At 70.2% G+C, this 16,996-nt stretch carries 16 protein-coding genes and 1 riboswitch; of the genes, 7 read left to right on the top strand and 9 right to left on the bottom strand.

Translation table 11 applies throughout. From position 1 onward, the window contains the following. Positions 1–4 precede the first annotated feature (4 nt). Complete coding sequence (queD, locus tag ACW5E8_RS00630; RefSeq protein ID WP_456963578.1) at positions 5–358, top strand: 6-carboxytetrahydropterin synthase QueD; 354 nt, start codon at positions 5–7, stop codon at positions 356–358. A 127-nt stretch (positions 359–485) separates the two neighbouring features. Then, complete coding sequence (locus ACW5E8_RS00625; protein ID WP_456963577.1) at positions 486–887, top strand: phasin family protein; 402 nt, start codon at positions 486–488, stop codon at positions 885–887. Between the two features lie 103 nt (positions 888–990). Here ACW5E8_RS00625 and ubiT read toward each other — a convergent pair whose 3' ends face one another. Further along, positions 991–1,842, bottom strand: coding sequence for a ubiquinone anaerobic biosynthesis accessory factor UbiT (ubiT, locus tag ACW5E8_RS00620; protein ID WP_456963576.1), 852 nt, complete (start codon positions 1,840–1,842; stop codon positions 991–993). Between the two features lie 193 nt (positions 1,843–2,035). On the opposite strand from ubiT, the gene ACW5E8_RS00615 reads away from it, so the two are divergent. From ACW5E8_RS00615 to ACW5E8_RS00605, 3 genes are all read left to right on the top strand, one after another. Continuing rightward, entirely contained in the window at positions 2,036–3,526 is a 1,491-nt protein-coding gene (locus ACW5E8_RS00615) for a UbiD family decarboxylase (RefSeq protein WP_456963575.1), read from the top strand. 69 nt (positions 3,527–3,595) lie between these two features. Continuing rightward, positions 3,596–4,594 carry a ubiquinone anaerobic biosynthesis protein UbiU gene (gene ubiU, locus ACW5E8_RS00610; protein WP_456963574.1) on the top strand — a complete coding sequence of 333 codons (999 nt, stop codon included), beginning with the start codon at positions 3,596–3,598 and terminating at the stop codon, positions 4,592–4,594. Positions 4,595–4,622: 28 nt separating this feature from the next. After that, a complete protein-coding gene (locus ACW5E8_RS00605) occupies positions 4,623–5,543 on the top strand; it encodes a U32 family peptidase (protein ID WP_456963573.1) in 921 nt (306 codons plus the stop codon). A 93-nt stretch (positions 5,544–5,636) separates the two neighbouring features. On the opposite strand, the gene ACW5E8_RS00600 is transcribed toward ACW5E8_RS00605, so the two are convergent. The 5 genes from ACW5E8_RS00600 to bioD form a co-directional block, all read right to left on the bottom strand. Further along, the gene (locus ACW5E8_RS00600) at positions 5,637–7,061 is read right to left on the bottom strand and encodes a hypothetical protein (protein ID WP_456963572.1); all 1,425 of its coding nucleotides are present in this window, start codon (positions 7,059–7,061) and stop codon (positions 5,637–5,639) included. A 32-nt stretch (positions 7,062–7,093) separates the two neighbouring features. Continuing rightward, positions 7,094–7,888: a hypothetical protein gene (locus ACW5E8_RS00595; RefSeq protein WP_456963571.1), complete on the bottom strand. Its 795-nt coding sequence runs from the start codon at positions 7,886–7,888 to the stop codon at positions 7,094–7,096. A 227-nt stretch (positions 7,889–8,115) separates the two neighbouring features. After that, on the bottom strand, positions 8,116–11,307 hold the full coding sequence (locus ACW5E8_RS00590; RefSeq protein ID WP_456963570.1) for a multidrug efflux RND transporter permease subunit: 3,192 nt from the start codon (positions 11,305–11,307) through the stop codon (positions 8,116–8,118). A gap of 5 nt (positions 11,308–11,312) precedes the next feature. Continuing rightward, positions 11,313–12,551 carry an efflux RND transporter periplasmic adaptor subunit gene (locus ACW5E8_RS00585; protein WP_456963569.1) on the bottom strand — a complete coding sequence of 413 codons (1,239 nt, stop codon included), beginning with the start codon at positions 12,549–12,551 and terminating at the stop codon, positions 11,313–11,315. Between the two features lie 75 nt (positions 12,552–12,626). After that, positions 12,627–13,358 carry a dethiobiotin synthase gene (gene bioD, locus ACW5E8_RS00580; RefSeq protein WP_456963568.1) on the bottom strand — a complete coding sequence of 244 codons (732 nt, stop codon included), beginning with the start codon at positions 13,356–13,358 and terminating at the stop codon, positions 12,627–12,629. On the opposite strand from bioD, the gene ACW5E8_RS00575 reads away from it, so the two are divergent. Both ACW5E8_RS00575 and ACW5E8_RS00570 read left to right on the top strand, forming a co-directional pair. Next, positions 13,357–13,842: a GAF domain-containing protein gene (locus ACW5E8_RS00575; protein WP_456963567.1), complete on the top strand. Its 486-nt coding sequence runs from the start codon at positions 13,357–13,359 to the stop codon at positions 13,840–13,842. The genes bioD and ACW5E8_RS00575 overlap by 2 nt on opposite strands. After that, a complete protein-coding gene (locus ACW5E8_RS00570) occupies positions 13,839–14,213 on the top strand; it encodes a TfoX/Sxy family protein (protein WP_456963566.1) in 375 nt (124 codons plus the stop codon). The genes ACW5E8_RS00575 and ACW5E8_RS00570 overlap by 4 nt, the downstream gene beginning before the upstream one ends. 13 nt (positions 14,214–14,226) lie before the next feature. On the opposite strand, the gene cobS is transcribed toward ACW5E8_RS00570, so the two are convergent. From cobS to cobT, 3 genes are read right to left on the bottom strand one after another with little or no spacing between them, the layout of a single operon-like run. Then, positions 14,227–14,979 (bottom strand): adenosylcobinamide-GDP ribazoletransferase, encoded by a 753-nt coding sequence (gene cobS, locus ACW5E8_RS00565; protein WP_456963565.1) that lies wholly within the window; start codon positions 14,977–14,979, stop codon positions 14,227–14,229. After that, complete coding sequence (locus tag ACW5E8_RS00560) at positions 14,976–15,557, bottom strand: histidine phosphatase family protein (protein ID WP_456963564.1); 582 nt, start codon at positions 15,555–15,557, stop codon at positions 14,976–14,978. The genes cobS and ACW5E8_RS00560 overlap by 4 nt, the downstream gene beginning before the upstream one ends. After that, complete coding sequence (gene cobT, locus ACW5E8_RS00555; RefSeq protein ID WP_456963563.1) at positions 15,554–16,621, bottom strand: nicotinate-nucleotide--dimethylbenzimidazole phosphoribosyltransferase; 1,068 nt, start codon at positions 16,619–16,621, stop codon at positions 15,554–15,556. The genes ACW5E8_RS00560 and cobT overlap by 4 nt, the downstream gene beginning before the upstream one ends. 107 nt (positions 16,622–16,728) lie before the next feature. Beyond that, a riboswitch (cobalamin riboswitch) is annotated at positions 16,729–16,966 on the top strand. Positions 16,967–16,996: the final 30 nt, after the last annotated feature.

Genomic DNA, 16,996 nt, shown 5'->3' with positions numbered 1-16,996 from the left:
CGCCATGGATATCTTCAAGGTTTTCACCCTCGAGGCCGCGCACCTGCTGCCCAACGTGCCGGCGGGCCACAAGTGCGCGCGCCTGCACGGCCACTCGTTCCGGATCGAGTTGCACGTCTCCGGCGAGCCGGGCGCGGAGTCGGGCTGGGTGATGGACTTCGCCGACATCAAGGCCGCGTTCGCGCCGCTGTATGAGCAGCTGGACCACCACTACCTGAACGACGTTCCGGGGCTGGAGAATCCGACCAGCGAGCGCCTGGCGATGTGGGTCTGGGACCGGCTGAAGCCGGCACTCCCGCTGCTGTCGGAAGTGGTGGTGCATGAGACCTGCACCTCCGGGTGCCGCTACCGGGGTTGAGACCATAGCGCGCTGCCATCAGGGAACCTGAACGTCCCGACGAGCGGTTGTTGCACCGCAACATAAGGCCGACTATGCTGCATCGCACAAACCGGCAATCCCTGCCGGACACCAGCAGGAACCCGCCATGTACCAGAACATCAACGAGCAGTTTGGCAGCGCCACGCGCCAGTTCGCCGACACCGCCGCCGAGGTCAACCGCCTGGCGCTGGCCAGTGCCGAGAAGGCCTTCGGCCTGCAGCTGTCGACCATCGAAGCGAACACCAATGCCGCCTTCGCCTTCTGGGGCGAGCTGGCCCAGGTGCGTGACGTCGACGGCCTGAAGGCCGTGTGGCCGAAGGGCGCGCAGCTGGCCCGCGAGAGCGTCGAGCGCTCGGTCAGCGCCGGCCAGGAAGTCTTCGGCCAGGCCGTGGCCACCAACGAAGCCATCACCCAGATCGCCAAGGGCCAGGTCGAGCAGGCCGCCGCCAAGGCGCAGGACGCCGTCCAGGGCGCCGCCAAGGCCGCTGCCGGCAAGAGCCGCAAGTAAGAGGCGTCGACGGTCCCGGCAACGGGACCGGGGCATCGCGCGACCTCTCTCCCCGCTCGATGCCCGCATCACAGGACCCGGCAGCTCGCGCTGCCGGGTTTTTTCATGCCTCCGCGCGCCGGTGCACGGCGCGTGCGGTGCGCGCGAACCTGGCGCCGCGGTTGAGTCCGATGCGCAGCGCCAGCGGCACCGACTCCCAGGGCAGCCGTTCGAGCGTGTTGCGCGCGGTCAGGCCCAGCTCGACGTCGCCGGTCAGCACCAGGCGACGCTGGAAGAACAGGGTATCGGCGTCCTCGAGCCGGCTCGCCAGCAGCAGCAGGTCGGCGGCGGTGCCGCGAACGCTCGCTTCGGCATCGCCATCGCCGGCTTGCAGCCGGCCGCCGCGCAGCTCCACCACCCAACGCAGGCCGAGGTCGGTCACTTCGATCCCCAGGCGACGGTCGGCCATGAAGTCGAGGCTGCCGTCGGCGACCGGCGCCGCCAGCACCGCGGCCATGGCGCGTTCGAGCAGCCGCTGCTGCAGGCCGGCAGGAATCGCCCGCAGCAGTGGCGCCCAGCGCGTGGGCGGCGGCAGCAGCCGCAGCAGGGTGGTGGGGACGTGGAGGGATGCGGAGGCGCGATGCATGGCCGGGACGATTCCAGTGGGCGGGACGTGGACGGAAGAGGGGGAATCCGCGGCGATGCCCTGCACGCGGCGGGCATCGGCGATGGCCAGCGTGGCCAGGCCGCTTGCGGTCGCAGGCGGCAGCCCGACGCGTCGTGCGATGGCTTCGGCACGCCGGTGGACGCGGGCTTCACGCTCCACGTCCACCAGCGGCAGGCCGGCGCGCGCCTTGCAATGCCCAACGTGGGCAGCCACTCGTGCACGCAAGCCGAGCAGCAGCACCAGCGCGCGGTCGATGCCTCCGATCGCCAGGCGCGCGCGCGCCAGCGAACTGTCAACCATCACGCCCATGCCATCGCCTACGGTCCTCTGGATCCTGACTGCCAGCAGACCACTCCACGGCCCAGGCCGGCACTGACCTGGATCAACCGCGGTCGATCCTTGCCGGCCAGCGTCGATGCACGGCGCGCTTGACCGGGGTCAGGGCGCCGAGAGGCGACGGGGCGCGACCCTGTCGCCCTCGACACGATCCCGGGGCACCCGCGTGGCTTTCCACGACCTGCGTTCATTCCTGTCGCGGCTGGAGCGCGACGACCAGCTGCGACGCGTCACGGCTCCGGTCGATCCCGAGCTCGAGTCAACCGCGCTGTGCCTGCGCGCGCTGCGCGAAGGCGGCCCCGCGCTGCTGATGGAGCGGCCCGCCGGCTCGCAGCACGCACTGCTGGGCAACCTGTTCGGCCACCGCGATCGCATCGAGGCCGCGCTGGCCGGGCGGCCGCTGGCATCGCTGCGCGAGTTGGGCGAACTGCTGGCGTCGATCAAGGAACCGCGCTGGCCGTCGAGCCTGAAGCAGGCGCTGTCGACCTGGCCGGAACTCGCGCAGCTGGCGCTGGTGGCGCCACAGGCCGTGCGCGAGGCGGCATTCAATGACGAGGTGCTGGAAGGCGGCGACATCGACCTGGCGCGACTGCCGGTGCAGCGCTGCTGGCCGGGCGACGCGGGCCGGCTGATCACCCTCGGCCTGGTGGTCACCCGCGGCACGCGGAAGCCTCGGCAGAACATCGGCATCTACCGCATGCAGGTGATCGGTCCCGACAAAGTGATCATGCGCTGGCTGCCGCACCGGGGCGGCGCGCTGGACTTCGCCGACTGGACGGCCGACCGCCCCGGCGAGCCCTTCCCCGTGCTGGTCGCGATCGGCGCCGATCCCGCCACCACGCTGGCGGCGGTGGCGCCCGTGCCCGACACGCTGTCGGAGTACGAATTCGCCGGCCTGCTGCGCGGCCAGCGCACGCGCATCTGGCACAGCGAGCGCAGCGGCCTGGACGCGCCGGCCGGGGCCGAGATCCTGATCGAGGGCGTGATCCATCCCGGAGAAACCGCGCTGGAAGGCCCCTTCGGCGACCACACCGGCTACTACAACGCGCAGGACCACTTCCCGGTGCTGACCATCGAACGCATGCGCCTGCGCCGCAACGCGATCTACCAGGGCAGCTACATGGGCCGCGCGCCCTTCGACGAGCCTTCGGTGCTGGCGTTGGCGCTCAACGACATCTTCGTGCCGATCCTGCGCAAGGTGTTCCCGGAGATCGTCGACTTCCACCTGCCGCCGGAGGCATGTTCGTACCGCATCGCGGTGGTCTCGATCCGCAAGCAGTACCCCGGCCACGCGCGCCGCATCATGATGGGCATCTGGTCCTACCTGCGGCAGTTCACCTACACCAAGTTCGTGATCGTCACCGACGACGACATCGACGTGCGCGACTGGTCGCAGGTGCTGTGGGCGGTGTCGACGCGGGTGGATCCGGCGCGCGACACGATGCTGGTCGAGAACACGCCGATCGATTACCTCGACTTCGCGAGCCCGGTGGCCGGCGTCGGCTCGAAGCTGGGGATCGACGCCACCAACAAGCTGCCCGGCGAAACCAGCCGCGCATGGAGCCAGCCGATCCGGCTCGATCCCGACGTGGAACGGCGGGTGGATGCGCTGTGGTCCGCGATCACACCGGGCGGGCCGTCGATGCCATCCACCTGATCCAGGTCAACGACGCCGATGGACCGCGGCGGCGAGGATGCGCATCCATCCGCGCCCGGGAATCCCCGCATGCAACTCGTGTGTCCTGCCGGCAACCTGCCGGCCCTGCAGGCGGCGGTCGACGCCGGCGCGAACGCGGTCTATGCCGGGCTGCGCGACCAGACCAACGCCCGCGCGTTTCCCGGCCTGAACTTCAGCGACGACGAACTGGGCACAGGCATCCGGTATGCACATGCCAGGGGCGCGAAGGTCTACCTCGCGCTCAACACCTATCCCGACAGCGCGCGCGTGGCGCAGTGGCATGCGGCGGTCGACAAGGCCGCGGAACTGGGCTGCGACGCGATCATCGCCGCCGAGATGTCGGTGCTCGACTACGCCGCACGCACGCATCCCGGCCTGCCCCGGCACCTGTCCGTGCAGGGCTCGGCCACCACCGAGCCGGCGCTGCGCTACGCCTTCGAGCGCTTCGGCATCAGTCGCGCGGTGCTGCCGCGCGTGCTCTCGATCCAGCAGGTGGAGCGCCTGTGCGAACGCGCACCGGTGGCGATCGAGGTCTTCGCCTTCGGCAGCCTGTGCATCATGGTCGAGGGCCGCTGCCAGCTGTCGAGCTACGTCACCGGCGCCTCGCCGAACCGCCACGGCGTGTGCTCGCCGGCGAAGTTCGTGCGCTGGGACGAGTTCGACGACGGCACCCGCACCGCGCGCCTGAACAACGTGCTGATCGACCGCTTCCAGCCCCAGGAACCGGCGGGCTACCCGACGGTGTGCAAGGGGCGCTTCGAGGTCGGCGGGGAGGTCTTCCACGCGCTTGAGGAGCCGACCAGCCTCAATACGCTGGAGCTGCTGCCGAGGCTTGCGCGCGCCGGCGTGGTGGCGCTGAAGATCGAGGGCCGGCAGCGCGGCGCGGCCTACGTCGCCTCGGTCACGCGCACCTGGCGCGCGGCGATCGACCGCTACCGCGCCGACCCCGCCGCATGGACGCTGCAGGAGCGCTGGCAGACCGAGCTGTCGGCGCACGCCGAGGGCCACCAGACCACGCTCGGCCCCTACCACCGCGCCTGGCACTGACCCGCGCGGCAACGAAAGGACCATCCACATGAAGCTGAGTCTCGGGCCGCTGCAGTACTTCTGGCCGCGCGAACGCACCCTCGCCTTTTACCGCGAGGTCGCCGGCTGGCCGGTCGACGTCGTCTATCTGGGCGAAACCGTGTGCAGCAAGCGCCGCGAGCTGCGCACCGTCGACTGGCTGGCGCTGGCCGAGGAACTGGCCGCCGCCGGCAAGGAGGTCGTGCTGTCGAGCCTGGCCCTGATCGAGGCCGAGTCCGAACTCGGCGTGCTGCAGCGCCAGGTCGACCACGGCGGCTTCCGGCTCGAGGCCAACGACCTGTCGGCGGTGCAGCTGTGCCGGCGCGCCGGACTCGAATTCGTGGGCGGGCCGACGCTGAGCGTCTACAACCACCAGGCGCTGGCGATGCTGGTTGAAGACGGCCTGCGCCGCTGGGTGCCGGGCGTCGAGCAGGGCCGCCAGCTCGTGGCCGAGCTGCGCGACGCGATGCTTGCCGACGGCCACGCCATGCCCCAACTGGAGGTGATCGCCTGGGGCCGGCTGCCGCTGGCGCTGTCGGCGCGCTGCTTCACCGCGCGCGCGCTCGACATCGCCAAGGACCAGTGCGGCTTCCGCTGCATCGACTACCCCGACGGCATGCCGCTGGCCACGCGCGAGGGGCGGCCCTTCCTGCGCATCAACGGCATCCAGGTGCAGGGCGAAGAAACCACCGACCTCGGGCCGGAGCTGCCCGCGCTGGCGGACCTCGGCGTCGACCTGCTGCGGATCTATCCGCAGGCAGAGGGCACCCGCGACATCGTGGAACGCTTCGACGCCGCGCGCGACGCCGCTGCTCCGCTGCCGGCGCTCGGTGCCCGCAACGGCTACTGGCACGGTGAGGCCGGCATGGTCCGCGACGGCCACGGCGCATGCGCGGCCGCCTCATCGATCTCGACCACGAAGCGGCTATAGCCGCGATTCGGCGGGCCGTCGCGGCTATAGCCGCTCCCACAAAAGAAGATGGCTCCCACGAAGGGCCGCCGCCATCGAGGGACCGGCCGTTGCTCAACACATGCGTTCCGGCCCGAGCGGGGGCACGCCATCGTCCTGCCGGGACACCTCTGCGGTTGCCTCGATAGCCTGATGGCTCCCCGCGCCGGCCTGCTCCAGCGCCTTCAGCCGCTCGCGTCCGGACTGCAACCACGCCGTTGCCTCGGGACCCGCGCACAGCTCCCGCGCGACCCTGCGCACGGCATCGGCATCACCGGCCATGGTCGCGTCGAAAAAGCGCGCGAATGGCCCGTCATCAGGTCCGTCGAACAGGGATCGCACCGCACGCTGCTGCTGTTCCAGGGACGCTTGCGCGAGCAGCGGGCGGCACTGCGTAACACCGGCGAGCGCTTTCGGATCCTGCGCTTCATGGTGGCCCCAGATCGGCAATGGCTGTCGGTCACCACGCTCCTGCCGTCGCACGGCTTCTTCGAAACCCGCGACGATGCGGTCCGTGCCATGACGATCCGGCGCATCGATGCCGTGATGGCTGCCGTGCGCGGCGTGGCCGATCGTCGATGCCAGCCGCGCTCCCCCCATGGTCTTCAGGGCTTGCCGGAGCAGCGGCGTCTCGTTGATCGCGCCTCCCACGACACCTGCGGCATAGCGCGTATGCGACGCGAGCCCCTCGCGGCCGGTGAAGCTGGAAATCGACTGCGACTCCCCAAGGTGCGGCCCCGACTTCTTGGACACCACGCTGTTGTTGACCTCGTAGTTCAGGAAGCCGGTACCGTCCGCGGCGAAGAACGATGGACGGAACCGGGGCACGAGGGAAGGGGTTGCGCCGTTGTCCTCCAGCCATTGCCGATAGCCCTGCGACTGCACGATATTGGCCGCCCCGGGCGCATCGAACGAGCGCCCATCCCAGCCGAAGGTATGGCTCAGAACCTGCGCGTGGGCGCCGCCGAGGGAATGACCCACCACCTCGATCCGATAGCCCTGTGCCCCGTAGGTGTCCTGCACCTTGAGCGCGAAGTCCAGCGCCTCGCGAAACTGCGGGTCCCACGCATCCCCGGGTAGAAGCTTCTCCTGGATCGAGGCCATTTGTGCCCGCGTCCTGTCAGTACCCGGAGACGGCAGGCCGAGCAGGTCGAGCAGCTCGCCATCGCGCGCGAGCGCCAGGTTCGGGCCGCTCCAGTCAGCGGCGTTGTCGCTTCCCCGGATGGCGATGACAAGGCGCTTCTGATTGTCGTTGGAAAAGACTTGGGCGACCAAACCAGTGGGGTGATCGACGTTCCAATCCGATTCGCTCTTCCAATACTTTTCACCAAGCGCTACATCGAACAGATGTTCGAAATCCGGATTGTTGTCGCGGTTGGAAGCTGCAACTCCATCCAGGTAGCTAACGCGACTGAATCGCGCCAGTTCCAGCTCGTTCCGATAGTCGATGCGGCGCGACCACTCAGGGGGCGGGCCAGGATTTTGCACTCGATCACTCATGACTGACCTCCTTGTCGTCACAGGTTCAAAAATTACGGCACTTCCTCATGATCGAGGTCGTAAAGATCGATCCTGATCTTTTGCGTATGCGCTTTCAGGCCATGCGTGATCTTGTGCTCGGGAAACCGGTCGCAAATAATTACCCTCTCCCCTGGGCCTCGAACTTTCCCTCCATCACGCGTGCACCTGACCTGCACGGGAATGGCATCATCGGTATTGGCGAGCAATCGGCTTCGCTCTTCCGTACACCGCGGATTACGTGGCTCGCAGCGCGGCGCGTTCTCATCCAGCGCCCTGGCGTCCGCGACTACGAGTCTCATGACAGGGCCGGCCGAGTCGCCTTCGCGGACTTCGAGCGGCGTCACCATGAGCATGGCGTTCCCCTTGATGTTCCACCCGCAGCGTCCGGGCAGATAACGATCAACCACCCAGTCCGCTACCCACTCGTCGCCATTGCGCACCGGATGCAGCTCGTACTCCCACCCCTTCGCGCCCCCGCCCTCCCAGAATCCGAGGTGCTTGTAGCAGTCGCCTTCCTGGTTCGTGGTCATGAAGCCGATGCTGAACAGAAAGTCCAACGTCGCCGGCGCGCGACCATGGAGCCGCACGACATGCCTGGGATCGGGATTCACTGGCGGATCCCAGGGGTTGACCTGGTTCGGCAGGATGATCCGGCCGAGCGGCTCCGTCGACTGGCAGGCTGGCAGCAGCAACAAGGCAAGCAGGACGACCAGCACCGCATGGCACCGCCCTCGCCCCGGCGCGGCACCCGGTCCCTCCACGGCGGCCCTTGCCACGCGGCCCGCCAGTCCGCTGATGCACACCATCGCCGACCTCCCTGTCAGGATATTTCTACCGCTGGCCACCCCTTCCCCTTGCGGCCGCGCCGTGGCCGGTCTCCCGGCAGCTGCGCCACCGTTCTACCAGATGCGCGCACGGAGCGAAGCCGGCCCGTGCACGCGTCACGGATCGAGCCGCGTCAGCGCAGCGCCGCAAGTCCTCGCAGCAGAAAAGAAGCGGGCCGGATCACTCCGGCCCGCAGGCGTGCATCAAATCAACCCGCTGCAGGGGGCGGCAGCGTCCCGTTACTCCGCCGCGTAGCGGGCGCCGGATCGTCCAGCCGCTCGCCCAGCACCCGGCGCACGCTGACGAAGAACACCGGGATCAGCAGCAGGCCGAGGAAGGTCGCGAACAGCATGCCGCCGATCACGCCCGTGCCCAGCGCATGGCGCGCGTTGGCGCCGGCACCCGTGGACAGCGCCAGCGGCAGCACGCCCATGATGAAGGCGAAGGACGTCATCAGGATCGGGCGGAAGCGCATGCGCGCGGCTTCGATCACCGCCTCGCGCAGCGGCTTGCCCTGGGCGCGCTCGAGCACCGCGAACTCGATGATCAGGATTGCGTTCTTCGCCGCCAGGCCGATCACCGTGACCATGCCGATCTTGAAGAAGATGTCGTTTGTCAGCCCCGGGCGCAGCATGGTGAACACCACCGCGCCAAGGATGCCCAGCGGCACGATCAGCAGCACCGACACCGGGATCGACCAGCTCTCGTACAGCGCGGCAAGGCACAGGAACACCACCACCACCGACAGCACCAGCAGCAGGGTCGCGGTGTTGCCGGCGATGATCTCCTGGTAGGACATGCCTGCCCAGTCGTAGCCGAAGCCGGCGGGCAGCTCGTCGGTCACGATGCGCTCCATCGCGCCCATGGCCTCGCCCGAGCTGTGGCCGGGCGCCTGCGAGCCGACGATGTTCACCGCCGAGTACCCGTTGTAGCGGGTCAGCGAAGGCGTGTTCATCACCCACTCCGAGTCCACCACGCTGGTCAGCGGGATCATGTTCGGCGTGCCGTCGGCCGAGGGCGCGGCCGGCGTGTAGAAGCGCGACAGCGAACCCGGGTCGGTGCGATAGGGCGCATCGGCGCGCATGTTGACGCGTTTCACGCGGCCGTCTGCGAAGTAGTCGTTGACGTACACCGGTGCCAGCATCAGCTGGATCGCGCTGTAGATGTCGTTGACCGACAGGCCCATGGCCTGGGCCTGCACGCGGTCGACGGTGAGCTTGAGCTGCGGTGCGTCCTCGAGCGTGTTCGGACGCACGGCGGTGAGCGCCGGATCCTGCGACGCCGAGCCGAGCAGCTGGTTGCGGGCCTGCGTGAGCGCCTCGCGACCGAGGCCGGCGCGGTCCTGCAGGTACATGTCGAAGCCGCCGAACTGTCCCAGGCCCTGCACCGTGGGCAGGTTGACCACGAAGATCTGCGCATCACGGATGCCATGGAGCGCCCCGTTCGCGGCCTGCAGGAAGTCCTGCACCGTGCCGTCGCGATCGCCCCAGTCGGTCAGCTTGATGAAGGCCATGCCAACGTTCTCGCCCTGGCCCACGAAGCTGAAGCCGGCCACCTGCATCATGCCCTCGAAGCCGGGCACGTCTTCCAGCGTGGTGCGCACGTCCTCGAACACCGCCTGCGTGCGCTGCAGGGTCGAGCCCGGCGGCAGCTGCACGATGGCCATGGCGTAGCCCTGGTCCTCCTCGGGCAGGAAGCTGCCGGGCAGGCGCACGTACAGCAGGCCGGCGATGACGGTCAGCGCGGCGAACACCAGCATCCAGCGCGGGGCGTGGCTCACGGCGCTGCCGATGTGCCGCACGTACACCGCCGCGATGCGGTCGTAGTACTTGTTGAAGGTGCGGAACACCACGTTCTTGCGCTTGCCGGCACCTTCAGGCGCAGCAGGGTCATGCGGTTCGTGCTGCTTGAGGAAGGTCGCGCACAGCGCCGGCGTGAAGCCCAGCGCCAGGAAGGCCGAGAAGCCCATCGCCACCGCGATCGTGATCGCGAACTGCTTGTAGATCTCGCCCGAGGCGCCGCCCTGCAGCGCGCTGGGGATGAACACCGCCGCCAGCACCACGGTGATCGCCACCACCGCGCCGGTGATCTGGTCCATGGCCTTGATCGTGGCCTCGCGCGGCGGCAGGTGTTCCTCGGACATGATGCGTTCGACGTTCTCGATCACCACGATCGCGTCGTCGACCACGATGCCGATCGCCAGCACCATCGCGAACAGCGTCAGCTGGTTGATCGTGAAGCCGATCATGCTGAGCCCCAGGAAAGTCCCCAGCAGCGCCACCGGGATCACCAGCGTCGGGATGATGGTCGCGCGCAGGTTCTGCAGGAAGATCAGCATCACCAGGAACACCAGCACCATCGCCTCCATGAGGCTCTTCACCACTTCCTTGATGGAAATGGTGACGAAGGTGGTGCTGTCGAAGGGCGAGAACCATTCCACGCCCTGCGGGAAGCTGCCCTGCAGCTCGTCCATGCGCGAGCTGACGCCCTCTGCCACGGTCAGCGCGTTCGCGCCCGGCAGCAGCTGCACGGCGAAGGCGCCGGTCGGCTGGCCGTTGAATTTGGTGTCGAAGCCGTAGCCCTGGGCGCCGATCTCGATCCGCGCCACGTCCTTCAGCCGCACCGTGCCGCCGTCGGAATCGGCGCGCAGGATGATGTCGCCGAACTGCTCCGGATTGGCGAAGCGGCCCTCGGCCGACACCGTGGCGGTGAAGCCCTGGCCCACGGGCGCCGGGTCGGCGCCTATCGAACCGGCGGCGAACTGCACGTTCTGACCGCGCACCGCTCCCAGCACCTGGCTGGCCGACAGCCCAAGGCCCTGCATCCTCTCCGGGTTGAGCCAGATGTTCATGGCGTACTCGGAGCCGAACTGCTGGGTGCTGCCGACGCCGGGCACGCGCGCGATCTGCTCGAGCACGCTGGCTCCGATCAGGTTGTTGAGCGCGTTGCGGTCGAACGACGGATTCGACGAGCGCAGCGCCACCACCATCAGGAAGCCGGCGTTGGCCTTGGCCACCACCACGCCCTGCTGGGTGACTTCGGTCGGCAGGCGCGGGGTGGCCAGCGAGACCTTGTTCTGCACCTGCACCTGCGCGATGTCGGGATCGGTGCCGGTCTGGAAGGTCAGGGTGATGCTGGCGCGGCCCGACGAGCTCGAGGTCGAGCTGAAGTACAGCAGGTTGTCGATGCCCGTGAGCTGCTGTTCGATCACCTGGGTGACCGCGCGTTCCGTCGTCGCGGCATCGGCGCCGGGATAGCTCGCGCCCACGGTGACCTGCGGTGGCGCGACGTTCGGATAGGACTCCACGCCCATGTTGAGCACGGCGATCACGCCCGAGAGCGCGATCAGGATCGAGATGACCCAGGCGAAGACCGGATGGTCGATGAAGAAACGGGGCATCGGCGTCAGCCTTGCGTGGAGGCGTCGTCGCCGGCCGCTGCGTCATCCGCTGCCGGTTCCGCTGCATCGGGGTGGGCGCCGGACGGCGCTGCAGGTGTGGGCGCGGGGGGCGACGCGGGCGCTGCGCCGGGCGTGGCGGGTGCCGCCGACGGCTGCCACGGCGTGGCGGTCGCGGCTTGCCCCACCTGCGCACGCTGGAGGCCCGAGACGACCACCCGATCACCGGGGACAAGGCCCGCGGTGACGATCCAGCTGCCGGCCTCGGCGCGGGCGGTGGTGATGTCCTTGCGTGCGACGGTGTCGTCGGCGCCGACCACCATCACATACGGGCCGGTGGCGTCGCGCTGCACCGCCGCCTGCGGCACCGTGAACACGCCATGCTGCACGCCCAGTGTTGCCACCAGGGTCACAAAGGTGCCGGGCAGCAGGCGGCGGTCCGGGTTCGGCAGGGTGGCGCGCAGCGACACCGCGCCGGTCTCCGGGTCGACGCTGTCCCCGGAGAAGTCCATCTCGCCGGCGTGCGGGTAGACGCTGCCGTCGGGCAGCAGCACCTGCACCGCGACGGGACCTTCGCGATCGAGCTGCATCGCGTGCACCTGGTCGAGTTCGCCGGCGCCCATGCTGAAGTTCACGAACAGCGGATCGATCTGGTCGACCGTGGTCAGCAGCGTCGCCGTGCCCTGCCCCACCAGCGCGCCCTCGGTGACCTGCTGCTTGCCGGCGCGGCCGGAGATGGGCGCGCGCACGGTGGCGTAGCCGAGGTTGATGTTGGCGCTCTCCACCGCCGACTGCGCCGCCTGCACGGCGGCGTTGGCGCTGCGCTCGGCGGCCAGGGCGTTGTCGAGGTCGGACTGGGAAATGAACTTCTGCGGCGCCAGGCCGCGCGCGCGGCTGGCGGAGGCGGCGGCATTTGCCTGGTTGGCGCGCGCCTGCGCAAGCGCGGCCTGGGCTTCGCCGGCGGCCGCGCGCAGCGGTGCCGGGTCGATTTCGAACAGCACCTGGCCTTCGGTGACGTCGCTGCCCTCCTGGTAGGCGCGGCGCTGCACCACGCCCGGCACGCGGGCGCGCACATCGGCGCTGCGGTAGGCGGCCAGGCGGCCGACGAGATCACGACGCAGGGGCGCGTCCACCGGCTGCACGGTCACGACCCCGAGTTCGGGCGGCGGCGGCGCTTGCTGCTGCTCCTCCCCTCCGCAGGCCACGAGGGCCACGAGCAGGATCGGGATCAGGACGATGCGGCGCATAGGGAGGTCCTTGGGGGGAGGTAATTCCGAACTCGCAAGTATGGCATCGCCCTGCTTCGGCAAACGTGCAGGAAGTCAGGGGCGCAGCGGAAATCGCCCGCTGACGTTGGCGACCGCCGCCGCGGCCATGCCGAGATGCGGCACCAGCGTGGCCGGATCCGCTGTCGGAGCCGCGTGCGGCACCACGCCCAGGTACGGCAGGGCCAGCGCCGCACGCAGCAGGTCGAGATAGTCGTCGCGGCGGTCGAACGCGGGATCCACCGCGCAGCCGACCCAGCCGAGCAGGCGGCAGCCGTCGGCGGCAATCGCGCGCGCGCTCAGCCTGGCGTGGCTCAGGCAGCCCAGGCGCAGGCCCACCACCAGCACCACCGGCAGCTCGAGCGCATGCGCCAGATCGGCGTGCTCGATGCCATCGGCCAGCGGCGACAGCCAGCCGCCCGCGCCTTCCACCACGACCACGTCGGCGTTGGTGGCCAGGCGGGCGTAAGCCGCGAGTATCGGCGGCATCGATACCTGGACCCCGGCGCTGCGCGCGGCCAGCTGGGGCGCGGTCGGCTCCGGAAGGGCCCAGGGGTTCACGTCTTCGTAGGCGGGCCGTGGATCGCCGGCGGCGGCCTGCAGCGCGAGCGCGTCGTCGTTGCGCAGTCCCTGCGGCGTGGCCTCGCAACCGGCCGCGACCGGCTTCATGCCCACCGCACGCAGGCCGCGTGCACGCAGCGCGTGCAGCAGCGCGACGCTGGTCATGCTCTTGCCCACGCCGGTGTCGGTGCCGGTCACCAACACGCCCCGCGCTACACTCGTGCTCATGTTCACGACGCAGATTCTAAGCGGCGACAAGCCGCAGCAGTACGCCCAGCTCGTCGCCCAGGCGCGCGCACTCCTGGCCGGCGAGCACGACCGCATCGCCAACGCCGCCAACCTCTCGGCGCTGGTCTACCACGCGCTGCCGGAGCTCAACTGGGTCGGCTTCTACTTCTTCGACGGCACCGAACTGGTGGTCGGACCGTTCCAGGGGCAGCCAGCCTGCGTGCGCATCCCGCTCGACCGCGGCGTGTGCGGCGCGGCTGCCCGCAGTGGGGAAACCCAGCGCGTCGAGGACGTCAACGCCGTCCCCGACCACATCGCCTGCGATGCCGCATCGCGCTCGGAGCTGGTGGTTCCGCTGTTCCACGAAGGTGCGCTGCTGGGGGTGTTCGACCTCGACAGTCCGGTTCCCGGTCGCTTCCACGTTGAAGACCAGAAGGGGCTCGAGGAGATCGCACAGGTGTACGTCGAATCACTGGGTTCATGAGCGCGCAGCCGCTCAAGATGCGCAACATCGGGCCGAAGTCGGCCGCGTGGCTGCGCCAGGTCGGGTTGAAAACACCCGAGGACCTCATCGAGGCCGGGCCCCTGGAGGCCTTCATGCGCATCAAGCGCGCGGGCTTCAAGCCGAGCCTCAACCTGCTGTATTCGCTTGAAGGCGCGCTGCGCGACTGCCACTGGCAGGACGTCCCCGACGCCCGCCGGGTGGAACTGGTGGCTGCGGCGGAGGCCGCGATCGCGGAACTGCCGCCCCCGCGCAACCGCCCGCCCGCCGGGCCGGTGACCACCACGGTGATGCAGGAAGACGACGACGCGATGCCTTCGCCGGACTACTTCGACCGGCCCGACGGCGACTGAACCCCGCTGCGCGCTAGAAGGCCTGCCACCACGCGCCCGGCGACCAGCCGGCGGCAAGCACCAGCGCCAGCAGCAGCAGGCTTTCCACCACCTCCACGCTGGCACCCAGGCAGTCGCCGGAAATCCCGCCCAGGCGGCGGCGCCAGTACGCCGCGACCAGCGGCGCCAGCGGCAGCGCGACCAGCAGCGGCGGCGCCAGCACGCTGGCCGCAGCCAGCGCGATCGCCCACAGCCAGACCACGTGCAGGTCCAGCTTCCACGAGAAGCGTTCGGCCATGCCGGCCTGTTGGATCGGCGGCAGCAGGCGGCTCCACCACAGCGTGCCCCAGCGCGCCCAGGCGGGCACCAGCACGATCCCGAACCACCACGGCGATCCCGCGAGTTCGGCCAGCAGCACCAGCTTCACCAGCAGTTGCATCACCACCGAGACCACGCCGAACACGCCCATGTGCGGGTCCTTGAGCACGGCCAGGAAACGCTGCGGATCGCGATGCGCGGCGCCGAAGGCATCGGCCACGTCGCCGAGGCCGTCCAGGTGCAGCGCACCGGTCACCCATACCCACATGAGCAGGGCGAGTACCGCCGCCAGCCACGGGCGCTGGTCGAATCCCCACAGCGGCACGGCCAGCAGCAGCCCGATCAGCACGCCGACCAGCGGGTAGTACACCGCGGAGTGCGACAGGTCGTCGTCGCGGAAGTCGCGCACCTGCGGCGTCGGCAGGCGGGTCAGGAACTGTACTGCCAGGATCAGCCGGCGCAGGCTCATGGCTGCGCCAGCTCGAGCACTTCGCCCCAGGGGCGGCCGTCGTCGCCGGTCTCGAGCCGCAGCCGCAGGCGCGTGCCGTAGTCGATGCGCAGCGCCCAGGCGGAGGCGAGCGGCAGGCCGCAGGCGAGCGTCAGCGCCATGCGCAGCGCGCCGCCGTGGCTGACAACCAGCTGCGGTCCGGGATCCGCGGACGCGAGCAGTGCTTGGAGTCCCCTGCCGATGCGCGCTTCGAACGCATCCCAGGCTTCGCCGTTGGGCGGCGGATTGGCGCGTGGATCGTGGTGGAACGCGGCCAGCGCGGCAGCCGGCAGGTCCATGCCCGCGCGGCCGTCCCAGTCGCCGAAGTCGAATTCCGCCCAACCAGCATCGCGCTGCACCGCCAGGCCCGCCGGCGCCGCGAGCGCCAGTGCGGTGTCGTGCGCGCGGCGCAGCGGCGAACTGGTCACGCGTGCCCAGGCGATGCCGGCATGGCGCCGGCACGGGGCGAGGATGGCACCGTCGCGCAGCGGCGGATCATGGCGCCCGTCCAGGTGCCCGCGGCGGCCGGTATCGGCGTGGCGCACCAGGTCGACGATCATGCCGGCGGCCTGTCGGCGACCGCGGCCTCGGCGAAGGTCGCCATGTCGTTGTGCAGCGCGCAGGCCAGGCGCAGCAGCGGCAGCGCCAGCGCCGCACCCGAGCCTTCGCCAAGGCGCAGGTCGAGCTGCAGCAGCGCCGACGCGTCCAAGGTGTCGAGTACGCGCTGGTGGCCGCGTTCGGCGGAGCGGTGCGAGAACAGCAGCCAGGCGCGCACGCCCGGATTGAGCCGCACCGCGGCCAGCGCAGCGACCGAAACGATGAAGCCGTCGACCAGCACCGGGATACCGCGCTGCGCCGCCGCCACCATCGCGCCGGCCAGCGCGCCGATCTCGAGGCCGCCGACGCGGCGCAGCGCTTCCAGCGCCGGCAGCGGCGCCGCCGCGATCGCCGCGCCGTGCAGCGCCAGCGCGCGCTCCACCACCGCCTGCTTGTGGGCCATGCGCGCGGCGTCGAGGCCGGTGCCTGCGCCGACCAGGTCGGCGACCGGCAGCGCGGCGAGCGCGCAGGCCAGCGCGCTCGCCGCCGTGGTGTTGCCGATCCCCATCTCGCCGGGCAACAGCAGGTCGGCGCCATCGGCCAGCGCCTCGTCGACCGCGCGGCGCCCGGCGTCGAGCGCATGCGCAAGCTCGCCGGCCGCCATCGCCGCCTCCACGCTCAGGTCGCGCGTGCCGCGGCAGGGCTTGTCGACGACGGCGCCGGGCAAGGGCGCTTCGGCCAGCGTGCCGACGTCGCGCAGGTGCAGCGGCAGGCCGAGCTCGCGCGCCAGCACCGCGATCGCGGCGCCACCAGCCGCGAAATTGGCGAGCATCTGCACCGTGACTTCGGCCGGATACGCGGAGACACCCTGCGCCACCACGCCGTGGTCGCCGGCGAACAGCAGCACCGGGGCACGCGACGCCGCGGGGCGGTCGCTGGCCTGCAGCGCCGCCAGTTCGATCGCCAGCGTTTCCAGCCGGCCGAGCGCGCCGGCAGGCTTGGTGAGCTGCTGCTGGCGCGCGCGCGCGCGGGCGCGGTGCGCCTCTGAAGGCAGCGCGCAGCGCTGCGTGAACCATGACTCCGTCATTTCGCCCCGATGTGCGTATTGCAGCCGCGCATTCTATCCGCCCGCCGCGGCCCGTCCTGCCCGCCCCGCACGCCGGATGCCTTTGGCGCGCCGTGGAGCGATGCCGTAGACTGCGCGCTCTTTCTGGTGACCGGCGGGGTTCTCCCCAACGGTTGAAACGGGAAGCCGGTGACCTTCCGCCCGCCGTCACGGCGTACGAGGCATTCCGGCGCTGCCCCCGCAACGGTAAGCGTGGAACACCCCGGCAAACCGCCACTGTGCACAGGCATGGGAAGGCGCCGGGGCTGGAGCAGCGACATCGCTCCGCCCGCGAGCCCGGAGACCGGCCTGGAAGACACACTGGTTGTGACGCGGAGGGCGTCGCGGCGGTAGCGC

The sequence above is a fragment of the Luteimonas sp. A649 genome (assembly GCF_054072735.1).
This window is presented reverse-complemented; position numbering and strand designations above follow the sequence as displayed.